Source organism: Vibrio cidicii (assembly GCF_009665415.1).
GTDB lineage: Bacteria > Pseudomonadota > Gammaproteobacteria > Enterobacterales > Vibrionaceae > Vibrio > Vibrio cidicii.
This window is the reverse complement of the sequence record NZ_CP035921.1, coordinates 206,571-228,739: the sequence shown is the minus strand read 5'-3', so window position 1 is coordinate 228,739 and position 22,169 is coordinate 206,571. Positions and strand designations below refer to the sequence as shown.

At 42.8% G+C, this 22,169-nt stretch carries 26 protein-coding genes; 22 read left to right on the top strand and 4 right to left on the bottom strand.

Annotation, left to right across the window (positions count from 1 at the left end; translation table 11 throughout):
• Positions 1-748 precede the first annotated feature (748 nt).
• The gene (locus EWA64_RS01895) at positions 749-1,078 is read right to left on the bottom strand and encodes a YceK/YidQ family lipoprotein (protein WP_082796279.1); all 330 of its coding nucleotides are present in this window, start codon (positions 1,076-1,078) and stop codon (positions 749-751) included.
• 762 nt (positions 1,079-1,840) lie between these two features.
• Between EWA64_RS01895 and EWA64_RS01885 the strand changes: the two genes are divergently transcribed.
• From EWA64_RS01885 to EWA64_RS01850, 6 genes are all read left to right on the top strand, one after another.
• The gene (locus EWA64_RS01885) at positions 1,841-2,212 is read left to right on the top strand and encodes a hypothetical protein (RefSeq protein ID WP_369435806.1); all 372 of its coding nucleotides are present in this window, start codon (positions 1,841-1,843) and stop codon (positions 2,210-2,212) included.
• Positions 2,213-2,770: 558 nt separating this feature from the next.
• Positions 2,771-3,295 carry a hypothetical protein gene (locus EWA64_RS01880; RefSeq protein ID WP_061893455.1) on the top strand — a complete coding sequence of 175 codons (525 nt, stop codon included), beginning with the start codon at positions 2,771-2,773 and terminating at the stop codon, positions 3,293-3,295.
• A 1,083-nt stretch (positions 3,296-4,378) separates the two neighbouring features.
• The gene (locus EWA64_RS01870; protein WP_061893653.1) at positions 4,379-4,852 is read left to right on the top strand and encodes an HAD family hydrolase; all 474 of its coding nucleotides are present in this window, start codon (positions 4,379-4,381) and stop codon (positions 4,850-4,852) included.
• A gap of 151 nt (positions 4,853-5,003) precedes the next feature.
• Positions 5,004-5,492: an RDD family protein gene (locus EWA64_RS01865; RefSeq protein WP_231967341.1), complete on the top strand. Its 489-nt coding sequence runs from the start codon at positions 5,004-5,006 to the stop codon at positions 5,490-5,492.
• Between the two features lie 695 nt (positions 5,493-6,187).
• Entirely contained in the window at positions 6,188-6,547 is a 360-nt protein-coding gene (locus EWA64_RS01860) for a VOC family protein (RefSeq protein ID WP_061892963.1), read from the top strand.
• 135 nt (positions 6,548-6,682) lie between these two features.
• Entirely contained in the window at positions 6,683-7,261 is a 579-nt protein-coding gene (locus EWA64_RS01850; RefSeq protein WP_001020574.1) for a DJ-1/PfpI family protein, read from the top strand.
• 168 nt (positions 7,262-7,429) lie between these two features.
• Here the strand turns inward: EWA64_RS01850 and EWA64_RS01845 are convergent, their stop codons facing one another.
• Entirely contained in the window at positions 7,430-7,828 is a 399-nt protein-coding gene (locus EWA64_RS01845) for a DUF6680 family protein (protein ID WP_061892964.1), read from the bottom strand.
• Positions 7,829-8,063: 235 nt separating this feature from the next.
• Between EWA64_RS01845 and EWA64_RS01840 the strand changes: the two genes are divergently transcribed.
• From EWA64_RS01840 to EWA64_RS01775, 12 genes are all read left to right on the top strand, one after another.
• Positions 8,064-8,603: a hypothetical protein gene (locus tag EWA64_RS01840; RefSeq protein ID WP_061892965.1), complete on the top strand. Its 540-nt coding sequence runs from the start codon at positions 8,064-8,066 to the stop codon at positions 8,601-8,603.
• Between the two features lie 147 nt (positions 8,604-8,750).
• Positions 8,751-9,410 carry a hypothetical protein gene (locus EWA64_RS01835; RefSeq protein ID WP_061892966.1) on the top strand — a complete coding sequence of 220 codons (660 nt, stop codon included), beginning with the start codon at positions 8,751-8,753 and terminating at the stop codon, positions 9,408-9,410.
• Between the two features lie 132 nt (positions 9,411-9,542).
• Positions 9,543-9,968, top strand: a complete 426-nt coding sequence (locus tag EWA64_RS01830; protein ID WP_061892967.1) for a GNAT family N-acetyltransferase — start codon at positions 9,543-9,545, stop codon at positions 9,966-9,968.
• A gap of 138 nt (positions 9,969-10,106) precedes the next feature.
• Positions 10,107-10,598 (top strand): DUF1993 family protein, encoded by a 492-nt coding sequence (locus EWA64_RS01825; RefSeq protein WP_139045582.1) that lies wholly within the window; start codon positions 10,107-10,109, stop codon positions 10,596-10,598.
• A 135-nt stretch (positions 10,599-10,733) separates the two neighbouring features.
• Entirely contained in the window at positions 10,734-11,198 is a 465-nt protein-coding gene (locus EWA64_RS01820) for a hypothetical protein (RefSeq protein WP_061892968.1), read from the top strand.
• 133 nt (positions 11,199-11,331) lie between these two features.
• On the top strand, positions 11,332-11,661 hold the full coding sequence (locus EWA64_RS01815) for a DUF2314 domain-containing protein (protein ID WP_061892969.1): 330 nt from the start codon (positions 11,332-11,334) through the stop codon (positions 11,659-11,661).
• 183 nt (positions 11,662-11,844) lie between these two features.
• Positions 11,845-12,177: a type II toxin-antitoxin system RelE family toxin gene (locus EWA64_RS01805; RefSeq protein ID WP_061892970.1), complete on the top strand. Its 333-nt coding sequence runs from the start codon at positions 11,845-11,847 to the stop codon at positions 12,175-12,177.
• The gene (locus EWA64_RS01800) at positions 12,164-12,478 is read left to right on the top strand and encodes a helix-turn-helix domain-containing protein (protein WP_000071008.1); all 315 of its coding nucleotides are present in this window, start codon (positions 12,164-12,166) and stop codon (positions 12,476-12,478) included. The genes EWA64_RS01805 and EWA64_RS01800 overlap by 14 nt, the downstream gene beginning before the upstream one ends.
• A 138-nt stretch (positions 12,479-12,616) precedes the next feature.
• Positions 12,617-13,150 carry a cysteine hydrolase family protein gene (locus EWA64_RS01795; protein WP_061892971.1) on the top strand — a complete coding sequence of 178 codons (534 nt, stop codon included), beginning with the start codon at positions 12,617-12,619 and terminating at the stop codon, positions 13,148-13,150.
• Between the two features lie 153 nt (positions 13,151-13,303).
• A complete protein-coding gene (locus EWA64_RS01790) occupies positions 13,304-13,747 on the top strand; it encodes a hypothetical protein (RefSeq protein ID WP_061892972.1) in 444 nt (147 codons plus the stop codon).
• 610 nt (positions 13,748-14,357) lie between these two features.
• Positions 14,358-14,672, top strand: a complete 315-nt coding sequence (locus tag EWA64_RS01785; protein ID WP_061892973.1) for a hypothetical protein — start codon at positions 14,358-14,360, stop codon at positions 14,670-14,672.
• A 1,553-nt stretch (positions 14,673-16,225) separates the two neighbouring features.
• Positions 16,226-16,642 (top strand): cytidine deaminase, encoded by a 417-nt coding sequence (locus EWA64_RS01775; RefSeq protein WP_061893608.1) that lies wholly within the window; start codon positions 16,226-16,228, stop codon positions 16,640-16,642.
• Between the two features lie 855 nt (positions 16,643-17,497).
• Here EWA64_RS01775 and EWA64_RS01765 read toward each other — a convergent pair.
• Positions 17,498-18,687, bottom strand: a protein-coding gene (locus EWA64_RS01765; protein ID WP_439655067.1) for an IS3 family transposase whose coding sequence is annotated in 2 segments (ribosomal slippage) — positions 17,498-18,420 and positions 18,420-18,687 — 1,191 coding nt in all. Because the reading frame shifts where the segments join, the coding sequence is not laid out codon by codon here.
• Between the two features lie 31 nt (positions 18,688-18,718).
• On the opposite strand from EWA64_RS01765, the gene EWA64_RS01760 reads away from it, so the two are divergent.
• From EWA64_RS01760 to EWA64_RS01740, 4 genes are all read left to right on the top strand, one after another.
• Positions 18,719-18,853, top strand: coding sequence for a DUF645 family protein (locus EWA64_RS01760; protein ID WP_439655068.1), 135 nt, complete (start codon positions 18,719-18,721; stop codon positions 18,851-18,853).
• Positions 18,854-19,055: 202 nt separating this feature from the next.
• On the top strand, positions 19,056-19,535 hold the full coding sequence (locus EWA64_RS01755) for a hypothetical protein (protein ID WP_039470316.1): 480 nt from the start codon (positions 19,056-19,058) through the stop codon (positions 19,533-19,535).
• Positions 19,536-19,755: 220 nt separating this feature from the next.
• Positions 19,756-20,025 carry a type II toxin-antitoxin system TacA family antitoxin gene (locus EWA64_RS01745; RefSeq protein WP_061895751.1) on the top strand — a complete coding sequence of 90 codons (270 nt, stop codon included), beginning with the start codon at positions 19,756-19,758 and terminating at the stop codon, positions 20,023-20,025.
• A complete protein-coding gene (locus EWA64_RS01740; protein WP_000118353.1) occupies positions 20,022-20,555 on the top strand; it encodes a GNAT family N-acetyltransferase in 534 nt (177 codons plus the stop codon). The genes EWA64_RS01745 and EWA64_RS01740 overlap by 4 nt, the downstream gene beginning before the upstream one ends.
• A gap of 313 nt (positions 20,556-20,868) precedes the next feature.
• Here the strand turns inward: EWA64_RS01740 and EWA64_RS01735 are convergent.
• A protein-coding gene (locus tag EWA64_RS01735; RefSeq protein ID WP_439655067.1) for an IS3 family transposase occupies positions 20,869-22,058 on the bottom strand; the annotation gives its coding sequence in 2 pieces (ribosomal slippage) (positions 20,869-21,791 and positions 21,791-22,058; 1,191 coding nt in all).
• Between the last annotated feature and the right edge of the window lie 111 nt (positions 22,059-22,169).

Below are 22,169 nucleotides of genomic sequence, written 5' to 3'. Positions count from 1 at the left end.
AAGTTTGATTCATTTCGGGTTTTAAAGTTCAGGTGGTTTGTTGGTTTTCCAAATCGGTGTAATCTCAGGCTTGGTAAATCTAAGGTGCTGAAATTTAAGCTAACAAACTGTTCAAGCAGATTCAGCATGCGTGGCATTTTTGGTTTACAGCGGTTTTAGTGATTACGTAGTGTTGCAGAAGCTTTTGTAGTGCATGCCTCACTACTTAACAGGGCGTTAGCTTAAAACATTAAAAATCAGTTGTTTGTGGTTTTTTCTTTCTTCCTTTGGCTATTCGCTCTGGTTCCTCGGCAAATCCACATTGTTTGTCAACGTGAGTTTAGAGCAGTTGCCTCAATTGAGTTTTGGGACTGCGCGAGGTTAGTCAATTTGGTGCAAAGTCGCTTTGGAAGTTTTGTTCTCGCTTTGAGTTTTCCGAAAGTGATTTGTCAAAATTAACTGGTTTCAAAATCGCATGAAAGGTCACAAAGTTTGAGTCAATTCGGGTTTTAAAACTCAGGTAGTTTGCCGGCTTTCCAAATCAGGTTAATCTCGGGCTTAGTAAATCTAAGGTGCTGAAATTTAAGCTAACAAACTGTTCAAGCAGATTCGGCATGCGTGGCATTTTTGGTTTGCGTTGGTTTTAGTGATTACGTAGTGTTGCGGAAGCTTTTGTAGTGCATGCCTCACTACTTAACAGGGCGTTATGTGTTCTTCCAACACCAGCGTATCTACTGGTGTTGGGTTACTAGAAAAACTTCTACCAGCTCTAAATCATAGATCCTCTAGGACAGCCAATTGAAATCACTTCCCCGTAACTTGTTGTAGGCGTGAACATCATGGCCAAGTCAAAGGGAAGCAAAACAACATCTGTAGCTAAAGACAGTGGTACTTCCAATGCAACTAAAGGACTCAATGCGTAGTCAACAGCGGTTCCCCGAAAGAAGCAAGGCAGACGGACGACTGACAATGCCGTTCCGGAAAATGGTTTGCCATAACCCCCTTGTCCATGTGCCGCCATGGATGAACAGCCTGACGTTAAAGCAATAAGTAGTATTGATAGTGCTATTTTTGAATGTTTAAAAAAACTGAATTTCATTTTACCTAGACCTTAGCTAACGTTTTATTAATCAATGATTTTGAGCTAACTTTATAGCTAATGTTGATTGTTTTCTAATAATTGATCTTTTTTAAATCAAAAAATGTGCAGTTGACAAAGAAACACTAATTTTCATAGAGTTAGCAAACACATAACAAGGCGTTTAAGCGGGATTCATGCCGCGTGGCATTTTTAGTATGCGGTTGGTTTTTGTGGTGAAAGTGGTCTGCGGGAATTTGGTTTAGGCGGCATTCACCCCTTAACGCAGCGTTAGCTTAAAACAATAAAAATCAATTGTTTGCAGCCTGTTATTTCTTCCCTTGGCAGCTCGTTTCGGTTTCTCGGCAAATCAGCATTTTTTGCCAACGCGAGTTTCGAGCTGTTGCCTCAATTGAATTTTGGGATTGCGCGAGGTTAGTAAGTTTGACGCAAAGTCGTTTTGGAAGTTTTGCTTTCGCTCTGAGTCCTTCAAAAATGATTTATCAAAATTTTTGGGGTTTCAAAACGTATGAAATGCCACAAAGTTTGAGTCATTTCGGGTTTTAAAACGCAGGTGGTTTGCCAGTTTCCTAAATCAGGTTAATCTTGGGCTTAGTAAATCTAAGGTGCTGAAATTTAAGCTAACAAACTGCTTAAGCGGGATTCGCAATGCGTGGCATTTTTAGCATGCGGTGAGTTTTGTGATTAAGTCGGTGTGCGGTAGCTTTTGTAGTGTATTGCTCACCCCTTAGCAGGGCGTTAGCTTAAAACAATAAAAATCAATTGTTTGCTGCTTGTTCTTTCTTCCCTTGGCAATTTGTTCAGGTTTCTCGGCAAATCGGCATTGTTTACCAACGCGAGTTTTTAGCGGTTGCCTCAATTGAATTTTTGGATTGCGAGAGGTTAGCCAGTTTGGCGCAAAGTCGCTTTGGAAGTTTTGATTTCGCTTTGAGTTTTCCGGAAGTGAATTCTCAAAATTTACTGGTTTCCAAAGCAAATGAATGGCTACAAAGTTTGAGTCAATTCGGGTTTTCAAACTCAAGTGTTTTGCTGGTTTTCCAAGTCAGGTTAACCTTGATTTTGGTAAATCTTAAGGTGCTGAAATTTAAGCTAACAAACTGCTTAAGTGGGATTCGCAATGCGTGGCATTTTTAGCATGCGGTGAGTTTTGTGATTAAGGCGGTGTGCGGTGGCTTTGGTAGTGCATTGCTCACCCCTTAGCAGGGCGTTAGCTTAAAACAATAAAAATCAGTTGTTTGCAGCCTGTTTTTTCTTCCCTTGGCAGCTCGTTTCGGTTTCTCGGCAAATCAGCATTTTTTGCCAACGCGAGTTTCGAGCTGTTGCCTCAATTGAGTTTTTGGGTTGCTCGAGGTTAGCCAGGTTGGCGCAAAGTTGCTTTGGAAGTTTTGTGTTCGCTTTGAGTTCTCCGAAAATGAATTCTCAAAATTTACTGGTTTCAAAGCAAATGAACGGTCACAAAGTTTGAGTCAATGCGGGTTTTAAAGCTCAGGTAGTTTGTCGGTTTTCCAAATCAGGTTAATCTCGGGCTTAGTAAATCTAAGGTGCTGAAATTTAAGCTAACAAACTGCTTAAGCGGGATTCGCAATGCGTGGCATTTTTATCATGCGGCGGGTTTTGTGGTTAAGGCGGTGTGCGGTAGCTTTTGTAGTGCATTGCTCACCCCTTAGCAGGGCGTTAGCTTTCAGGAGTAATATGAACATTTTAGAGGCTGACTATGGCCTTGGTCCGCTAGTCGATGTAGAGAAAACGATCCAAGCTGGTATCGCAAAGTTGTTCGAGAGAAACCGCACTGAACCTTGGTTTGATGGATTGTGGATGAATGAGTACGGTGAAGTTCTTTATGGCTCTTTGCTTGTTTCAGCGCAAGCTTATTGTGTTGGTAGCTTGCGGGATATTAACGAGATCCGAGTTAGTCTGGGGCTTAATAAATTAACCAAAGAGAAAGCGTATGAGACTCATCGTGTAAAAGTTCAGGGTTATTCGTTAATAGAGCTGGTTAATTGTGCAGCTAATTACTTCAAGCATCGAGATGAGTGGAGCGATACTTGGCCTGAAAATTACACCACACGTGTTCTAACTGCATTCTCAATGGACTGTGAGTTTCTGATTAATGAAATTCAAGGGTTTATTGACTCAGAGTATGGCTACAAAACACTTTCCGACTTAGTGTCAGAGTGGAGAAGTGACTTAATTGAACAATCAAAAAATGAAAGCTAACAAACAATTTAAGAGGGATTCCCAACGCTTGGCATTTTTGCTTCTACTTCAAATTTAGTGGTTACGGTACACTGCTTTAGGTTGGGTGGTAGGCGTTGCTCACCCCTTAATTGGGCGTTATGCTTAATCAAGTAAAATCAGTGGGTTATGGTTTTTCTTTGTTCCCTCAGCTTGTCAGTTTGGTGTTTGTCGGCAAGTCGGCTTTTGTGGGCGCTATTTTCTGGACATCCATTCTTGGGCGCTAAAAATTCTGAGAGTTGCCTCAATTAATTCTTGAACAACTACGCGGGTAGGGCGGCTGGCTCAATCAGAAATCCATTTCTAGGTTTTTAAACTCCAAGCCAGTTTTGCCAAAATCCGAAGTCTGATTGTTAAAACTATGATTTATTTCGGTTTTCTACGTTTTGGCTTTTGTTTGTAAATCAAAGCTGAGTTAATCTTGTTTTTAGTAAAACGTAACCCATTGAAGCTTAAGCATAACAAGGCGTTTAAGTGGGATTCATGCCGCGTGGCATTTTGGGTATGCGGTGAATTTTGGTGGTGAAAGTGGTCTGCGGAAAGTTGGTTTAGGCGGCACTCACCCCTTAACGCAGCGTTAGCTTAAAACATTAAAAATCAGTTGTTTATGGTTTTTTCTTTCTTCCATTGGCAATTCGTTCAGGTTTGTCGGCAAATCAGCATTGTTTGCCAACGCGAGTTTTTAGCCGTTGCCTCAATGGAGTTTTGGGATTGCGCGAGGTTAGCAAGCTTGGCTCAAAGTCGCTTTGGCAGTTTTGCTTTTGCTTTGAGTTTCCCGAAAGTGATCTATCAAAATTTTCGGGTTTTCAAATCGCACGAAAGGCCACAAAGTTTGAGTCAATTCGGGTTTTAAAACGCAGGTGGTTTGCCAGTTTCCTAAATCGGGTTAGTCTCAGGTTTAGTAAATCTTAAGGTGCTGAAATTTAAGCTAACAAACTGCTTAAGAGGGATTCGCAATGCGTGGCATTTTTAGCATGCGGCGGTTTTCGTGATTAAGTCGGTGTGCGGTAGCTTTCGTAGTGCATTGCTCACCCCTTAGCAGGGCGTTATGTGCAAGGAGGCAAAATGACCAAAGTGTACTTATTCGATTGGGGTGATACGCTAATGATCGATTTCCCAGCTCAAAGAGGGAAAATGTGTGATTGGGAAAATATCCAAGCTGTAAACGGTGCGCTGCAAACCCTAGAAGCACTGTCGAAACAACATCAAATCTATGTCGCTACTAATGCCGCTGACTCAACAGAAAGTGATATAAAATTGGCTTTCGACCGAGTAGGTTTATCTGCTTTTATCTCAGGCTACTTTTGCAAAGCTAACCTTGGTATTGGCAAAGGTGCTCCGGACTTCTTTAATCGAATTATCGAAACTCTAAACGTTGAGCCAAAATCGGTGGTTATGGTTGGTGACTCTTACGACAAAGATATTGAGCCAGCAGTTACAGCCGGCATCCAAGCTATCTGGTTTAATCCTATGGGTAAGGTAGGTCAGGGAAGTCTCGAAGTTCAAGAAATCAGGCGTTTGTCGGAACTTTGCACATAACAAAGCGTTTAAGACAGATTCGCAACGCGTGGCATTTTTGGTTTTATTCAGCTTAAGTGTTTATGGCACAATAGTTTAGGTTCAGTGGTCACGTTGCTCACTACTTAACGCGGCGTTAGCTATTTTAATAAAAACATGGAGCTTCATCGAAGTGAGAATAGAACCCAAATTCAGCGATATTGACTTAGATGTTTGTGAGTCTTCTGAAATTATTGAGTGTACCAAATATGTTAGCCCAGAACAGAGCAGGTTAAATAAACCCTTGGCAAGTCCAGGAAGGCGTTATTGTGGTCAGTTCTTAGATCTGATAATTTCTTGGTTATTATTGTTATTGTTAATGTTTCTGTTAAATGAAATGGGCTCATCTAGGGAGCAAACTGATTTTATATCAATTTTGGTTTCAGCAATCTATTTGATTTTTTCAGACGCATTACCACGAGGTCAAAGTGTCGGAAAATTAATGCTAGGGATGTCGGTAATTGATAAAGAATCTGGTGAATACTGTTCCCTATGGCAGTCTTTTATTCGAAATATTCTCAATCCATTAATAGGATTAATTGATGCTATTTTTATTCTTTCTAGAAAGCGTCAGAGAATAGGTGATTTAGCTGCGAATACGATTGTTGTAAAAAATAGCTAACAAACTGCTTAAGAGGGATTCGCAATGCGTGGCATTTTCGGCATGCTGTGGGTTTCGTGATTAAGGTGGTGTGCGGTAGCTTTAGCAGTGCATTGCTCACCCCTTAGCAGGGCGTTATGCGACTGGGCAAAAAAATCTTCTATATCTCTCTTTCTCGCTCTCTTTGGCAGTCGGTTTTCGGTGTCGGTAATTTAGCATTGTCGGCCTAAATTCTTGAATCACTCAGGCCTTAAAATATGCCAAATTTCGTGGGTTGCCTCATTGGTATTCAGTATTTGGCCGTGGCGAGTTTGACTGGCGTAAAGTGTGGCAGGGGCAAGTTTATCGGTAGTTCTTCTTCGCTGGTCTGCCGCCGCGTTGAGTTTCTCGAAACAAAAGCTTAGTCACTAGCCGAAATTCACCATTAGTCACTTGTTGGAAGTTGGTCTGTAACATAGTGATTTCGGCTGTTTGGTGAATCACAAAAAGTACTTGGTTTGTTTGTGGTTTTTCGTGTGTAAGGTAATCTTCATCTGCCCAGTTTGGCTTGGTCGGTGAATTCGCATAACAAACAATTCAAGCAGACCCTCAACGCGTGGCACTTTTGGTTTGCGTCGGGTTTTGTGTTTACGTTGCTATGCGGAAGGTGAGCCAGGGCGTTTCGGGCTACTTAATTGGGCGTTATGCGCTAATTGGAAAAATGACAGGAGTTAACAATGAATCAGCATGAAAAACTCAATTATGTAGAGTTTGCAGCGAAAGACTTAGAGTCAACGAAAGCGTTCTTTTCAAAGGTTTTTGGCTGGGAATTTGTTGGCTATGGGCCTGAATACGCAGCTTTTTCAAATGAAGGTTTAGATGGTGGTTTTTTCAAATCTGAGCGTTCTAGTCGGACGGAAAGTGGTGGTGCACTTTTAGTTTTCTATAGTTCAGACATTGAAGCAACATTGGATAAAGTTGTGAAAAATGGCGGTGAAATCATCCGTCCAATTTTTGAATTTCCTGGAGGTTGTCGTTTTCATTTTGTGGAGCCAAGTGGTAATGAATTTGCTGTTTGGTCTGAAGCACGCGCATAACAAAGCGTTAAAGTGGGATTCATGCCGCGTGGCATTTTTGGTTTGCGGTGAGTTTTGGTGGTGAAAGTGGTATGCGGAAACTTGGTTTATGCGGCACTCACCCCTTAACGCGGCGTTATGTGCATGGAGGCAGTAATGAACATTGGTATCTATATTTACGATGAGGCCGAAGTTCTCGACTTTTCAGGACCTTTCGAAGTTTTCAGTACAGCTAAACGATTAGGTGCTGGAAGTTGGAATGTATTTTTAGTCTCAGAAACCTTGGAACCAGTGAAAGCCAGAGGTGGTTTTACTGTTTTACCCGACTATTCGTTTCAGAATCACCCTCAAATTGACCTATTAATCGTTGTTGGCGGTGTCCATAGGAACGAAATGAATAAGTCCAATGTGCTTCATTGGGTTGCATCAGTGGATAAGCATGCTAAACATATTGCATCAGTTTGTACCGGAGCATTCATATTAGCTAATGCCGGTTTGCTGAAAGGACTTGCTGTTACGACTCACTGGGAGGATATTCCTGAGTTGAAACAACGGTTTCCTGACTTAGTCGTTGTGGAAGATAAACGTTGGATAACAGCAAGCAAGTACACAACGTCGGGTGGTATATCTGCGGGCATTGATATGAGTTTGTTCTTGGTATCAAAGTTTCATAGTCAAAGCCATGCTGAATTGGTTGCTCATCAAATGGAGTACAACTGGCAAAAATGCACATAACAAACGCCTCAAGAGGGACTGTCAACGCGTGGCGTTTCCAGTCCCATTGAGCCGCGGTGGTTACGGTTGTTGTGATTGAGTTTAGTGGTATGCGTTGTCAGCCCCTTAGGCGGGCGTTATGGCGCTTATTTGTGCTCAGCATACTCACCGAGCACAAAAATGGCGAAACTAATTGTGGGGGACAGAAAAATATCTTAGATAATATGCGTCATTTAGATCTTTATGAGCAATGTTGACATCTTTACAAACTGCTTTTAGCAGTGCGATGAGTTTGTCATTAGCTAATTGAGGACTCTTTTGATTCATTGGTGTACATGCAACCTGCCAAAATGCATCCATTGCTGTTATTACCTCCTTTGAATCAGCGAAAACTATGAATATTTCGTTCATCGCTTGCTGGAAGTCTGACGACGATATGTTAAATCGATTACCAATGAGTCTTCTAGCGGTATCAACTTTTAGTTTTCGCCTTTCAAGACGGCTATAAAATACGAATGATATTAGTACGCCAATTAGTCCCGATAGTAGTGATGCAATGATAGTTGCTATAACAATAGAGTTTTCCATATTTCCCCGTATTACCAGATGGTTACATGTGATATTTTACTATTGGATTGTGCTATAACCAAGCACGAAAGTCAGGGGTGGCATTTTAGCAATGCGCCCTAACAAACGCTTTAAGACGGATTCGCAACGCGTGGCATTTTCACCATGCGTTGATTCTAGTGATTTAGGTGGTTTGCGGAAACATTGCATTGCGTTGCTCACCACTTAAGCGGGCGTTAGCAGTATAGGAGGAAAATTGGAAACTTTATCAAAAGTTGAAATAACACTGTTAGCGGTGTTTCTTGGTTGGTTCTTAGGTCAGGGAGCTGAGCTTTTAAAGTCCTATTGGAAGCGTAGGGTGTTACTAAAGGCTTTTTATAACGAGTTAGGTGACATATCTGATCACTTAAATGAATCAATGAGTAAATGTGAAGCAGGGTTAATAAATTTGCTAAAAACTCGTCAATCATCAGTTTCCCCGCATCCAGTCGTTCGCCCAATTTATGATAATTACTACAAAGACATTTGTACTTTTTTAAGTCCTGAGCAACGGAAAATTGTAAATCAAATTCATGGACATGTTTCGGGCTTCAATGAGCGTCTCAGTAGTTCAGGTGAACAGAAAAATTTAGACACAAACTTTATGAGCATGTATACGGATGCTGCTTGGGCTAAAGAATCAATAAGCTATCTAATTGAGTACAAAGGCAGCAAGTTACTTGCGGATGATCTTTCAAAAATTGAGTCAATTAATAAGGATTTTCAGCGCGTTTGGAATGGATATATACGTGGATAGAATACTGCTAACAAGGCGTTTAAGACGGATTCACAACGCTTGGCATTTTTAGTTTTAATCGGTTTTAGTGTTTACGACACAATGGTTTAGGTTAGGTGGTCGCGTTGTTCACCACTTAACGCGGCGTTAGGGCAATAGGAGTATATTTTGAACAGTGATGATATTGGCTCGATCATTGAGTGCTTTATATCGAAAGAGAGTGCACTAAACGATGTTAAGAACTTTTTTATTGCCAATAAAATGGAATCACTCTCATTTCTGGCGGGAGTTGTATCTTTAGTTATTGCTTTGATTGCAGCTCTGTTAGGTGACGCTACCACTTCTTACATATCGTTGTTTGCTTTTTTTGCATTTCTTGTACTGTATTCATTGTCCTCATTCATTTCTACAGTTCGCTTCTTCGTGGGTGCAACAAAAGAAACTTTAAAAAATATAAATGAAAGATATCGGTCGGACTATATAGTCGCGGAAGAAATTTCAACCTTCGGCGGTGACAGCATAGACTGTGTTAAGGTTCTATTTGAGGATCGCATTAGGTATTTAGAATCAAGGGTAGGTTTCCTTGTTGGAATTGTTGATAAACTTGGTATTGTTCCAGCTATCATCATGATCTACTTGGCATATGTTAAAGCATTGGGTTCTGAAGCAATATTCAACTTATCACCTTTAATCACAGGCATCGTTTCTGGAGTTTATTTAGGAGCAATTACAGCTCGTATTGTAATTGATGCTTTGCGAGACAAAATAGGCATCTTAGAGCTTTCGAAAAAAATATCTCAAAAGCGCAAGGGGTTCAAATTGCCCTAACAAACTGTTTAAGAGTGATTCGCAACGCGTGGCATTGTCATCATGCGTTGGTTTAAGTGATTAAGGTGGTATGCGGCGGCATTGGTATTGCGCTGCTCACACCTTAACAGGGCGTTAGGTTTAAGGTTGTTCATGGAAATCAAAGAGTTTAGTGCCTGTAATCTTGAATCGTTGAGAAAGCTCTACTTGGACTCTAGACGAGATAGTTTCCCATGGCTCAAGACGGATAGTTTTCGGCTAGAAGACTTCGATCGCGATACTCAAGGTGAACGAATTTGGTTGTCTGAGGTTTTAGGTAATATTGCCGGCTTCATATCCATTTGGGAGCCTGACAATTTTGTCCATCATCTCTATGTTGCAACTGAATATCAGGGGCAAGGTGTGGGCTCGATGCTACTTAACGGCGCAAAAGCGAAATATGGCAACTTAAGTCTTAAGTGCATGGTTCAAAATCAGAAAGCACTTAACTTTTATTCGTCACAAGGTTTTGAAATTGTGTCGCAAGTGGACGATGAATTGGGTGGTTACTACTATATGAGCTTCGGCGCACAAACCTAACAAACGCCTCAAGAGGGACTGTCAACGCGTGGCGTTTCCAGTCCCATTGAGCCGCGGTGGTTACGGTTGTTGTGTTTGAGTTTGGTTGTTATGCGTTGCCAGCCCCTTAGGCGGGCGTTAGGGCTCTAGGAGAGTAATGTGAGTATTTCGACAAAGAAGTTGTTTCTTAGTTACTTACGTCAGCTAAGAATTATCGTTGATAAAACCCCAGACAGTTTTTTCCTAGACATACTGTCAGAAGGAATGTTTTCTCTTGAATTGAACGCACAAGTTGCAGCTAACTTTCTGTTGAGGGGATATTGCCCGCTTGTCTCTGTCAATGTACGTTCCTTTGAACTGGCAGCATCGGGTAAAGACTCTGTCTGTCGGTTGTTGGACCAGGTAAACGTTTATCTTGAGTCGTTACCAGAAGTACTTGAGTTTGATGACTTGAAAGTCTTATCAGATAGTGCTGGTTTCTCAGAAGTTAAACTTCCTCAAAGTCGTTTTATCTTTGAGTATATAATTCCTAACTACATGTTTCATGTAAGCATGGTCTATGCAATCGCTAGGAAAAATGGTGTTCCTTTAAGTAAAGGGGACTTTGATGGTTGGCATAGTTATCCAGTCGGTTTTAAGTTCGAGCCCTAACAAAGCGTTAAAGAGGGACTTGGCACGCGTGGCATTTTCAATTTGCCTTGTGTTTAGTGGTTAAGGTGTTATGCGGTTACTTTTGTATTGCTTGCCTGCGCCCCTTAACGCGGCGTTATGAGTTTAGGAGGAAAAATGTATATCTGGAACATCGAAGGTTTAAAAAAAGATATTAAAGTTGGAAGGTTGACTGAAAAAGATAGATTTATATATATGTTCCTAACGTTTATCTTTACTTCGTTGTGTTTAGAAATTGCTTTAAGAACCCCTGTTGGGTCGAGAAATATATGGGATACCATCAATTCTCTATCTTATTTTTTGATCCCAGTATTGGGCACATTCTTGGCTTATAGATCAAATGGGGCTGACAATGGTACTGACTTCCTGGGACGATTTTTTAGTATTAGCTTTGTCGTTACAGTTAGGTTCTGTGCTCTATTAATACCGATGCTTCTTTTTTTGTCAGCTTACTATATGTCGGTTGCTACTGAAAATGATGCACTGGTAAGTTCAGCCGAGGACACTTTACCTTTTATAGCTTGGCTAGGCTTACTTTACTATCAAGTAGTTAAGCATGTTGGCGAGGTAACACACTCATAACAAAGCGTTAAAGTGGGATTTGGCACGCGTGGCATTTTCGGTTTGCGTTGGGTTCAGTGATTAAGTCGCTGTGCGGTAGCTTTTGTAGTGCGTGCCTGCACCCCTTAACGCGGCGTTATGTGTAGGAGGAAGTGTGGAACTAGCAACACATGAGAAAGATGGTTACTTTCTTGAGGATGGAGAGCTACTTAACAAAGAATACCCTGACACGTTTTGGATTCCTAGTTCTGATGCTAGATCTTCAATTAAGTTAGGATCTATTGTTAAGCTTATCTTCAATATGCTTGAACCTGACTCTGAAGAAGGGGCTTTCATTGAACGAATGTGGGTGGAAGTCAAAGGACTAGAGAAAGGTTTATATGTAGGTACATTGGACAACGATCCATATGGGAACGTATTACTTAAATACGGTGATGATGTCGTATTTGGTCCTGAGCATATTATTGATATCTACGAAGAATAAACACATAACAAGGCGTTTAAGCGGGATTCATGCCGCGTGGCATTTTTGGTATGCGGTTGGTTTTTGTGGTGAAAGTGCTCTGCGGAAACTTGGTTTATGCGGCATTCACCCCTTAACGCAGCGTTATAGCTCTTATCTGAACTAGTTCTTGCCATCTGTACGCTTGGTGCGTACACTTTCTGTATGAAAAGTGTATTTGTCGAATCAACAATTTTTGAAAAGTACCGAGATGAGTATCTCAGTGATGAGGAGTATAGGCTCTTTCAAGCAGAGCTAATGCTAAATCCCAAACTGGGTGATGTGATTCAAGGTACTGGCGGTTTGCGAAAAATTCGAGTTGCGAGTAAAGGTAAGGGAAAGCGTGGTGGTTCACGGATTATCTATTACTTTCTCGATGAAAAGAGGCGTTTCTATTTGCTAACCATTTACGGCAAAAATGAAATGTCCGATTTGAATGCAAATCAAAGGAAACAACTAATGGCTTTTATGGAGGTTTGGCGCAATGAGCAATCGTGATTTATTTGCAGAGTTAAGCTCAGCTCTTGTTGAGGCTAAACAGCATTCAGAAGGTAAGCTTACGCTGAAAACACATCATGTGAATGACGTGGGAGAGTTGAACATCTCACCGGATGAAATCGTGAGTATTCGCGAGCAGTTTAATATGTCCCGCGGAGTTTTCGCTCGGTTACTTCATACGTCTTCACGCACATTAGAAAACTGGGAACAAGGTCGTAGCGTGCCAAATGGTCAAGCGGTCACTCTTTTAAAGTTAGTACAGCGTCATCCAGAAACGTTGTCACACATAGCTGAGCTATAACAAACGCTTCAAGAGGGACAGCCAACGCATGGCATTTTTACTATGCGTTGGTTTTCGTGGTTACTGAGTTATGCGGAGAGTCAGTAGTAGCGTTGGCTGCCCCTTAAGCGGGCGTTAGCCTTATTAAAAGGAAACTTTATGAAATCAGCAGTTCTTGTTATTGATGTGCAAAGTATTTTGTTCGACCCAACACCTCAACCGTTTGAAAGAAATGAGGTATTAACTCGTATCAATACAATCACAGATTGGGCACGCCAAAAAGATATCCCTGTCATCTTTATTCAGCATGAACAAACGGGTACACCAATCGAACATGGTAGTGAAGGTTGGAAACTGCAGTCATCATTACACGTTGAAAGTGATGACCATTTTGTTCGTAAAACAACACCAGATTCATTTTTACGCACCAACTTGGAGTCTCTACTGCAAGAGCTCAGCATTGAGCATCTTTACGTTTGCGGTTACGCAACAGAGTTCTGCGTCGATACAACCGTGCGTCGAGCGGCTGGATTGGGCTATTCAGTGGAGCTAATATCAGATGCTCATACAACTCAAAACAAATCGCATTTGTCAGGTGAACAAATTCGAGCGCATCACAATGCGACCTTACCGAGTATATCTAGCTTTGGTGTAAAGATTGCTGTGGTATCGACAGAAAACTTGACCTCATAAGGCTAACAAACTGTTCAAGTAGATTCGGCATGCGTGGCATTTTTGGTTTGCATTGGTTTTAGTGATTACGTAGTGTTGCGGAAACTTTTGTAGTGCATGCCTCACTACTTAACAGGGCGTTAGCTATTATTGGTTTACAAGGAATATTTGAAAATGAAGAAAGTCTTTATGGGGTCGTTGCTGACTCTTATGGTTTCTAGTAATGCATTGGCGGGAGTTTACTCGGACGAGTTGGCAAAATGCTTGGTGAGTTCCACAACTAAGGCGGACAGAGTAGAACTTGTTAAATGGATGTTTTCTGCAGCTTCGGCACATCCAGCGGTGAAAACAATCTCTTCAATAACTCCAGCGCAAATGGACGAAGCAAACAAAAATGTTGCTCATCTTTTCATGCGTCTGACGACAGAGTCTTGCTTGGAACAAACTAAAAATGCTATTGCTTATGAAGGCGCGATGGCGTTTCAAAGTAGTTTTCAAGTTCTAGGTCAAGTTGCAGGTCAGGAAATGTTTGCTAGTCCAGAAGTTACAGCAGGTATGGCAGGCTTAGAGAAGCATTTAGATGAAGATAAGCTATCCGTAATAATGTCTGAAAAATAATAGCTAACAAGCAATTTAAGAGGGATTCACAACGCTTGGCATTTTTGCTTCTGCTTCAAATTTAGTGTTTATGGCACAATGTTTTAGTTTTGGGTGTAGCGTTGTTCACCCCTTAATTGGGCGTTAGCTTAAAACAATTAAAATCAATTGGTTGTGGTCTTTTCTTTCTTCCTTTGGCCATTCGTTCAGGTTTTTCGGCAAATCAGCATTGGTTGTCAAAGCGAGTTTTGGGTTGTTGCCTCAATTGAATTTTGGGATTGCACGAGGTTAGGAAGCTTGGCGCAAAGTCGCTTTGGAAGTTTTGCATTCGCTTTGAGTTTTCTGAAAGTGATTTCTCAAAATTTTCGGTTTTTCAAATCGTATGAAAGGTCACAAGGTTTGAGCCAATTCGGGTTTCAAAACTCAAGTGGTTTGTTGGTTTTCCAAATCAGGTTAATCTCGGGCTTAGTAAATCTAAGGTGCTGAAATTTAAGCTAACAAACTGCTTAAGTGGGATTCGCAATGCGTGGCATTTTCAGCATGCGGTGAGTTTTGTGATTAAGGCGGTGTGCGGTAGCTTTTGTAGTGCATTGCTCACCCCTTAGCAGGGCGTTATAAGGCTTGAAGGAATATGGAACTAAATTGCCTAATTGACTCAGATTTACTCTCACTTAATCAGAGTTTTGATGATACCTATATCGAAATGCTATTCCTTCTAGAGTCTGACCAGAAGGTCAAGCTATTAGTCAGTAATAAGCAAGGTAAAGCGATAACTGTCCGTTTTAAGGGTATGCAGTTATCCGCAAGCAAGACGACTTTAAATGACATACCAACATTGGGTGAAGTTGAAGGAATATCTTATTTGCAAGGCTCTCTTTCTTTGGAAGGTGACTTTGGACTAATTGACGTTGATGGTCACGATATTGTCCTTGAGCCCGCCTTATAACAAAGCGTTTAAGAGGGATTCATGCCGCGTGGCATTTTTGGTATGCGGTGGTTTTGGTGGTGAAAGTGGTTTGCAGAAAGTTGGCTTATGCGGCATTCACCCCTTAACGCGGCGTTAGCTTAAAACAATAAAAATCAATTGTTTGCAGCCTGTTTTTTCTTCCCTTGGCAGCTCGTTTCGGTTTCTCGGCAAACCAGCATTTTTTGCCAACGCGAGTTTCGAGCTGTTGCCTCAATTGAGTTTTGGGGCTGCGCGAGGTTGGTAAGTTTGGTGCAACGTCGCTTTGGAAATTTTGCTTTCGCTTTGAGTTCTCAGAAAATGAATTCTCAGAATTTACAGGTTTCAAAGTCAATGGACAGTCACAAAGTTTGAGTCAATACGGGTTTTAAAGCTCAGGTAGTTTGTCGGTTTTCCAAATCAGGTTAATCTCGGGCTTAGCAAATCTAAGGTGCTGAAATTTAAGCTAACAAACTGCTTAAGCGGGATTCGCAATGCGTGGCATTTTCAGCATGCGGTGAGTTTTGTGATTCAGGCGGTGTGCGGTAGCTTTTGCAGTGCATTGCTCACCCCTTAGCAGGGCGTTATGCTTAATCATTTTAAAACAGTGGTTTATGGTTTTTCTTTGCTCCCTCGGCTGGTTGGTTTCGAGTTTGTCGGCAAGTTAGCTTCAGTGGGCGCGGTCTTCTGGACACTTATTCTTTGGCGCTAAACATTCTGAGTGTTGCCTCAGTCAATTTTCGGGCAAGCGCGAGGTTAGGGTGGTTGGTTCAATCAGAAAATTGATCTTAGGTTTTTTCGTTTTAGCTGCCAAAGTTCAAAGTCTGATTTTCAAAATCATGAGTCAATTCAGCTTTTGGTTTTTTGGGCTTTGTTTGTGCATCAAAGCTGAGTTAATCTTGGTTTGGGTAAAACGTAAGCCATTGAAGCTTAAGCATAACAAAGCGTTAAAGAGGGACTTGGCACGCGTGGCATTTTCAGTTTGCGTTGGGTTTAGTGGTTACGGCACTGTGCGGTAGCTTTTGTATTGCGTGCCTGCGCCCCTTAACGCGGCGTTAGCTTAAAACAATGAAAATCAATTGTTTGCATCCTGTTTTTTCTTCCCTTGGCAGCTCGTCTCGGTTTCTCGGCAAATCAGCATTGTTTGCCAACGCGAGTTTCGAGCTGTTGCCTCAATTGAGTTTTGGGATTGCGCGAGGTTAGCAAATTTGGCGCAAAGTCGCTTTGGCAGTTTTACTTTCGCTTTGAGTTTTCCGAAAATGAATTCTCAAAATTTACTGGTTTTCAAAGCGCATGAACGGCCACAAAGTTTGAGTCATTTTGGGTTTTAAAACTTAGACAGTTTGCCGGCTTCCCAAATCAGGTTAATCTCGGATTTGGTTAATCTAAGATGCTGAAATTTAAGCTAACAAACTGTTCAAGCAGATTCGGCATGCGTGGCATTTTTGGTTTGCGTTGGTTTTAGTGATTACGTAGTGTTGCGGAAGCTTTCGTAGGGCATGCCTCACTAATTAACAGGGCGTTATAGCGCTCGATAAAATTGAATATGGATGGTCATGGATAATATCGAAAAAGAGCTTTATCAAGCAGCAATAGAACTAGTAAATATGCGATACCCTTCTGGTTGGGGTGGTGCTGCGGCTGTTAGAACAGAGTCAGGAAAAATATTAACAAGCATTGCTCCTGATACTAAAAACGATGCTCTTTCACTATGCATGGAAGTGGGAGCGTATTTAGAGGCTCACAAACTCAATGAGCGAGTGACCCACTCATTATGTCTGTGTCGTGAGAACGAGAACGAGAACGATGAATTTCTAATCTTGTCACCATGCGGAGTTTGCCAAGAGCGCCTTGTCTACTGGGGTGGGGATGTCAAAGCAGCAATTACGACTCCAGAGAATGCATTAGTTTTCAAAACTATACGAGAATTAATGCCTCATCACTGGTCACTTGTAAACGGCAAAGCGCTATAACAAACTGTTTAAGAGGGATTCGCAACGCGTGGCATTTTCACTATGCGTTGGTTTTAGTGTTTAAGGTGGTATGCGGCGGCATCGGCATTGCGTTGCTCACCCCTTAACAGGGCGTTAGCTTAAAACAATAAAAATCAATTGGTTGTAGCCTGTTTTTTCTTCCCTTGGCAGTTCGTTCAGGTTTCTCGGCAAATCGCATTGTTTGCCAACGCGAGTTTTGAGCAGTTGCCTCAATTGAATTTTTGGATTGCGCGAGGTTAGCAAGTTTGGCGCAAAGCCGCTTTGGAGGTTTTGCATTCGCTTTGAGTTTTCTGAAAGTGATTTCTCAAAATTTTCGGTTTTTCAAATCGCATGAAAGGTCACAAAGTTTGAGCCAATTCGGGTTTCAAAACTCAAGTGGTTTGTTGGTTTTCCAAATCAGGTTAATCTCGGGCTTAGTAAATCTAAGGTGCTGAAATTTAAGCTAACAAACTGCTTAAGCGGGATTCGCAATGCGTGGCATTTTTAGCATGCGGTGAGTTTCGTGATTAAGTTGGTGTGCGGTAGCTTTTGTAGTGCATTGCTCACCCCTTAGCAGGGCGTTAGTTTCTCTCAGGAAAAATCATCAAAAATTCAAGCACAAGGCTATGAAAAATCAGCCTTAAGTGTTCAAGTCGCACAATTAGGCTTTTGAGTTTTTTTGATGCTGATTTGGTAAAAAGCGTTGAAAGTTCAGCAGTTTCAAAGTCGCTGAAAGCCAAAAAAATTCGATGCTTCAACGTTGTGGATGTTCAGCACGGTCAACTTGATTTCACAAAAGGCAGCATTGTCGCTGAAATCGCGCTTTCTTTGTTGGAAATTCGGTAAGTGTAGTGGTCAAGTAAAACTGGCCACGGGTTTATAGTTAAGCCAGTATCTTCGCTCTGACTCGTTTGGACTCAAGCCACCGTTGTAATGGTGTGGCCTGACGTTGCTGTAATACCCCAGGATATAGTGGGTGATTGCCAGCTTGGCCTCGGCAAAGTTCCGATAGCCTGTTTCCGGTATCCATTCCGTTTTCAAACTCCTGAAAAATCGCTCCATTGGGCTGTTGTCCCAGCAATTCCCGCGGCGACTCAGGCTTTGGGTTATCTGGTAACGCCACAGCAATTGCCGGAAGGAGCGACTGGTATAGTGACTGCCCTGGTCACTGTGGAACATCACGCCTTTAGGCCTGCCTCGTTGCTCAAATGCCATGTTCAACGCCTGCTTGGTCAACTCGCTGTCCGGTGAGTGCGACATCGCCCAGCCCACGGGTTTACGGGCAAATAAATCCATTACCACGGCCAAATAGGCCCAGCGAGTACCTGTCCAGACATAGGTCACATCGCCGCACCACACTTGGTTAGGTGCCACCACGTCAAACTGGCGGTTCAACCGATTCGGGATGTCGACATGCTCCTGATTGGCTTTCTTATAAGCATGCTTCGGCAATTGGCAACTGACCAATTCCAGCGTCTTCATTAACCGTCCTGCACGGTAGCGGCTTAATGCAAAACCCCGGGCAGTAGCGATATCGGCGATGGTTCTTGCCCCGGCGGAGCCATTGCTCTCACGGTGGATTTGCCGGATTGTGCTGTGTAAACGCACCGCCTTTGGGCATATCCGCTTATCCCGGCTTAACCAATACCTGTAGCTGCTGCGCTGGACATCAAACACCTTGCACAGCCAGACGACCGGGTACTTTTCCCGGTGGCTCTTGTTGAGTTTCTCGATTAGCGAGAAGTGTTCATGGAGTCCGACATCAACAGAGCTGTAGCCTTTTTTAGGACTTCCTTTTCCAATTCCAGCCGTTCAATGCGCTTCTTTAATTCGCGGATTTCAACCTGCTCTGGGGTCATGGGCGAGGCCTTGGGAGACTTGCCTGAACGCTCTTCTCGCAGTTGACTGACCCATTTGCCAATCGTGGAATAGCCCACCCCCATTGCCTGGGCGGCCTCCTTCTGGGAGTAGCCTTGATCAACCACCAGTTGAGCCGTTTCCAGACGGAACTCAGGGCTAAAATTCGGTCCTTTTTTCTTTGCCATTTCGTCACCTACTGCTGCTACGGGTGTAATCATAACAGCTCTAATCAGGTGGCCAAATTCACTATGCCACTACAGTGGCCAACTTAACCTTGATCGCTTTGAGTTTTGGCAGCCAACGTCACAGCTTTTGGCGTTGGACGTGTGTTTGCTCAATACCTTTGCGTAAAATAGCTTTCAAGAAAATGTGTTTAAAAAAATTATTGTTAAACAATATGCTGCGAAACTAACAAACGCCTCAAGAGGGACTGTCAACGCGTGGCGTTTCCAGTCCCATTGAGCCGCGGTGGTTACGGTTGTTGTGTTTGAGTTTAGTGGTAATGCGTTGCCAGCCCCTTAGGCGGGCGTTATAAAACAGAAGGGTTTTTGCAATGTCAAACAACTTGAAAGAAATTTTACTCAATGAAGATGACATTGGGAGAGTAATAAAGAGCCATATTTATATGGAGAACTTGATTTATGAATTTATAGATCACCGCGTAGTTGATAGCCAACCATTGAAAGCAATGAATCTTGATTATTACTCAGCTATTCACCTTGCCGTTTCTTTAGGACTACCTAAAAAATTATTACCACCGCTAAAATGTCTAGGCAGTATTAGAAATAGCTTCGCTCATCGAGTGAGCCAAAAGTTAAGTAAAAATGAAATTAACGCAATCTATAAGTCATTTTCACAGTCAGATAAGTTAGAGTTTAATGAACAAATGGCATTGTCATGTTTTAGTTGGGTTTCAGAGGGAAAAACATGGCGAGACAATAGCGTGAAAATGCAGTATGTAATGTTGTTTATGCATTTAATTTATTTAGTAGAAGCTGCGTCAATTTTGGTTAAGTCTCAAAAAGTTTTATAACAAGGCGTTTAAGCGGGATTCATGCCGCGTGGCATTTTTGGTTTGCAGTGAGTTCTGGTGGTGAAAGTGGTCTGCGGAAGCTTGGTTTATGCGGCATTCACCCCTTAACGCAGCGTTATATTCTCCCTCGCCCCGTAAACTTTCCGTACGAATTGAATGTGCTTTAAGTTTGGCCTATAATCGATCAACTGACGGAATGTATCCGTACGCAGGAGGGGTTATGGCAACGGCACGTTTGGATATCCGCCTTGATGAAGAGATCAAGGCAAAAGCCGAAAAGGCATCGGCTTTACTTGGTTTAAAAAGTCTCACTGAATATGTGGTGAGACTTATGGACGAAGATGCGACTCATGTTATTGAGGAGCATGAAAGTATTACGGTTAAAGACAGTGTTTTTGACGAGTTTATGGCTGCGTGTAATAAAGTAAAAGCACCGAATCAAGCTTTGCTTGAAGCTGTTAAATTTACAGAGAAGAGCGGTATCAAGTGAGTTGGGGCAAAGAGTTTGTAGAACTTAGTAAATCAAAGCATGACCGCGACTCATTTGACTGTGGTGAGCAAGAGCTAAACACATTTATCAAAACTCAAGCTGCAAAGCACATGCAAGCAGGTATTAGCCGAACAATGGTTTTACCTAGTGCTCAACCACTGTTAAATCAAAAATTCGCTATTTGTGCCTTTTATAGTGTTGCACCGAGCTCAATCAGCCGAGAAACATTACCGACACAATTAGCAAAGAAACTACCGAGGTATCCAATCCCTGTTTTTCTGTTGGCTCAGTTAGCTGTGCACAAAGAATTTCACGGTTCTGGACTTGGAAAGGTCAGTCTAATCCGTGCGCTGAAGTACTTGTGGGAAGTGAATCATCACATGAGGGCATACGCAATAGTTGTGGATTGTCTGACAGATTCCGCTCAAGCGTTCTATACGAAGTTCGGCTTTGAAGTATTGTGCGAACATAATGAGCGTATTCGTATGTTCTTACCGATGAAAACGGTAGAACAACTTTTTAATCAATAGGCTACGAATATAACAAACGCTTCAAGAGGGACAGCCAACGCGCGGCATTTTTACTATGCGTTGGTTGTTGTGATTACGTTGTTATGCGGAAAGTTGGTAGTAGCGTTGGCTGCCCCTTAAGCGGGCGTTAGCTTAAAACAATAAAAATCAATTGGTTGTGGTTTTTCATTTCTTCCTTTGGCAATTCGTTCAGGTTTTTCGGCAAATCCGCATTATTTGACAACGCGAGTTTTGAGCTGTTGCCTCAATTGAGTTTTGGGATTGTGCGAGGTTAGCCAGTTTGTCGCAAAGTCGCTTTGGTAGTATGTAGTGGTCAAGTAAAACTGGCCACGGGTTTATAGTTAAGCCAGTATCTTCGCTCTGACTCGTTTGGACTCAAGCCACCGTTGTAATGGTGTGGCCTGACGTTGCTGTAATACCCCAGGATATAGTGGGTGATTGCCAGCTTGGCCTCGGCAAAGTTCCGATAGCCTGTTTCCGGTATCCATTCCGTTTTCAAACTCCTGAAAAATCGCTCCATTGGGCTGTTGTCCCAGCAATTCCCGCGGCGACTCAGGCTTTGGGTTATCTGGTAACGCCACAGCAATTGCCGGAAGGAGCGACTGGTATAGTGACTGCCCTGGTCACTGTGGAACATCACGCCTTTAGGCCTGCCTCGTTGCTCAAATGCCATGTTCAACGCCTGCTTGGTCAACTCGCTGTCCGGTGAGTGCGACATCGCCCAGCCCACGGGTTTACGGGCAAATAAATCCATTACCACGGCCAAATAGGCCCAGCGAGTACCTGTCCAGACATAGGTCACATCGCCGCACCACACTTGGTTAGGTGCCACCACGTCAAACTGGCGGTTCAACCGATTCGGGATGTCGACATGCTCCTGATTGGCTTTCTTATAAGCATGCTTCGGCAATTGGCAACTGACCAATTCCAGCGTCTTCATTAACCGTCCTGCACGGTAGCGGCTTAATGCAAAACCCCGGGCAGTAGCGATATCGGCGATGGTTCTTGCCCCGGCGGAGCCATTGCTCTCACGGTGGATTTGCCGGATTGTGCTGTGTAAACGCACCGCCTTTGGGCATATCCGCTTATCCCGGCTTAACCAATACCTGTAGCTGCTGCGCTGGACATCAAACACCTTGCACAGCCAGACGACCGGGTACTTTTCCCGGTGGCTCTTGTTGAGTTTCTCGATTAGCGAGAAGTGTTCATGGAGTCCGACATCAACAGAGCTGTAGCCTTTTTTAGGACTTCCTTTTCCAATTCCAGCCGTTCAATGCGCTTCTTTAATTCGCGGATTTCAACCTGCTCTGGGGTCATGGGCGAGGCCTTGGGAGACTTGCCTGAACGCTCTTCTCGCAGTTGACTGACCCATTTGCCAATCGTGGAATAGCCCACCCCCATTGCCTGGGCGGCCTCCTTCTGGGAGTAGCCTTGATCAACCACCAGTTGAGCCGTTTCCAGACGGAACTCAGGGCTAAAATTCGGTCCTTTTTTCTTTGCCATTTCGTCACCTACTGCTGCTACGGGTGTAATCATAACAGCTCTAATCAGGTGGCCAAATTCACTATGCCACTACAGTATTCCTTTCGCTTTGAGTTTTCTGAAGGTGATCTA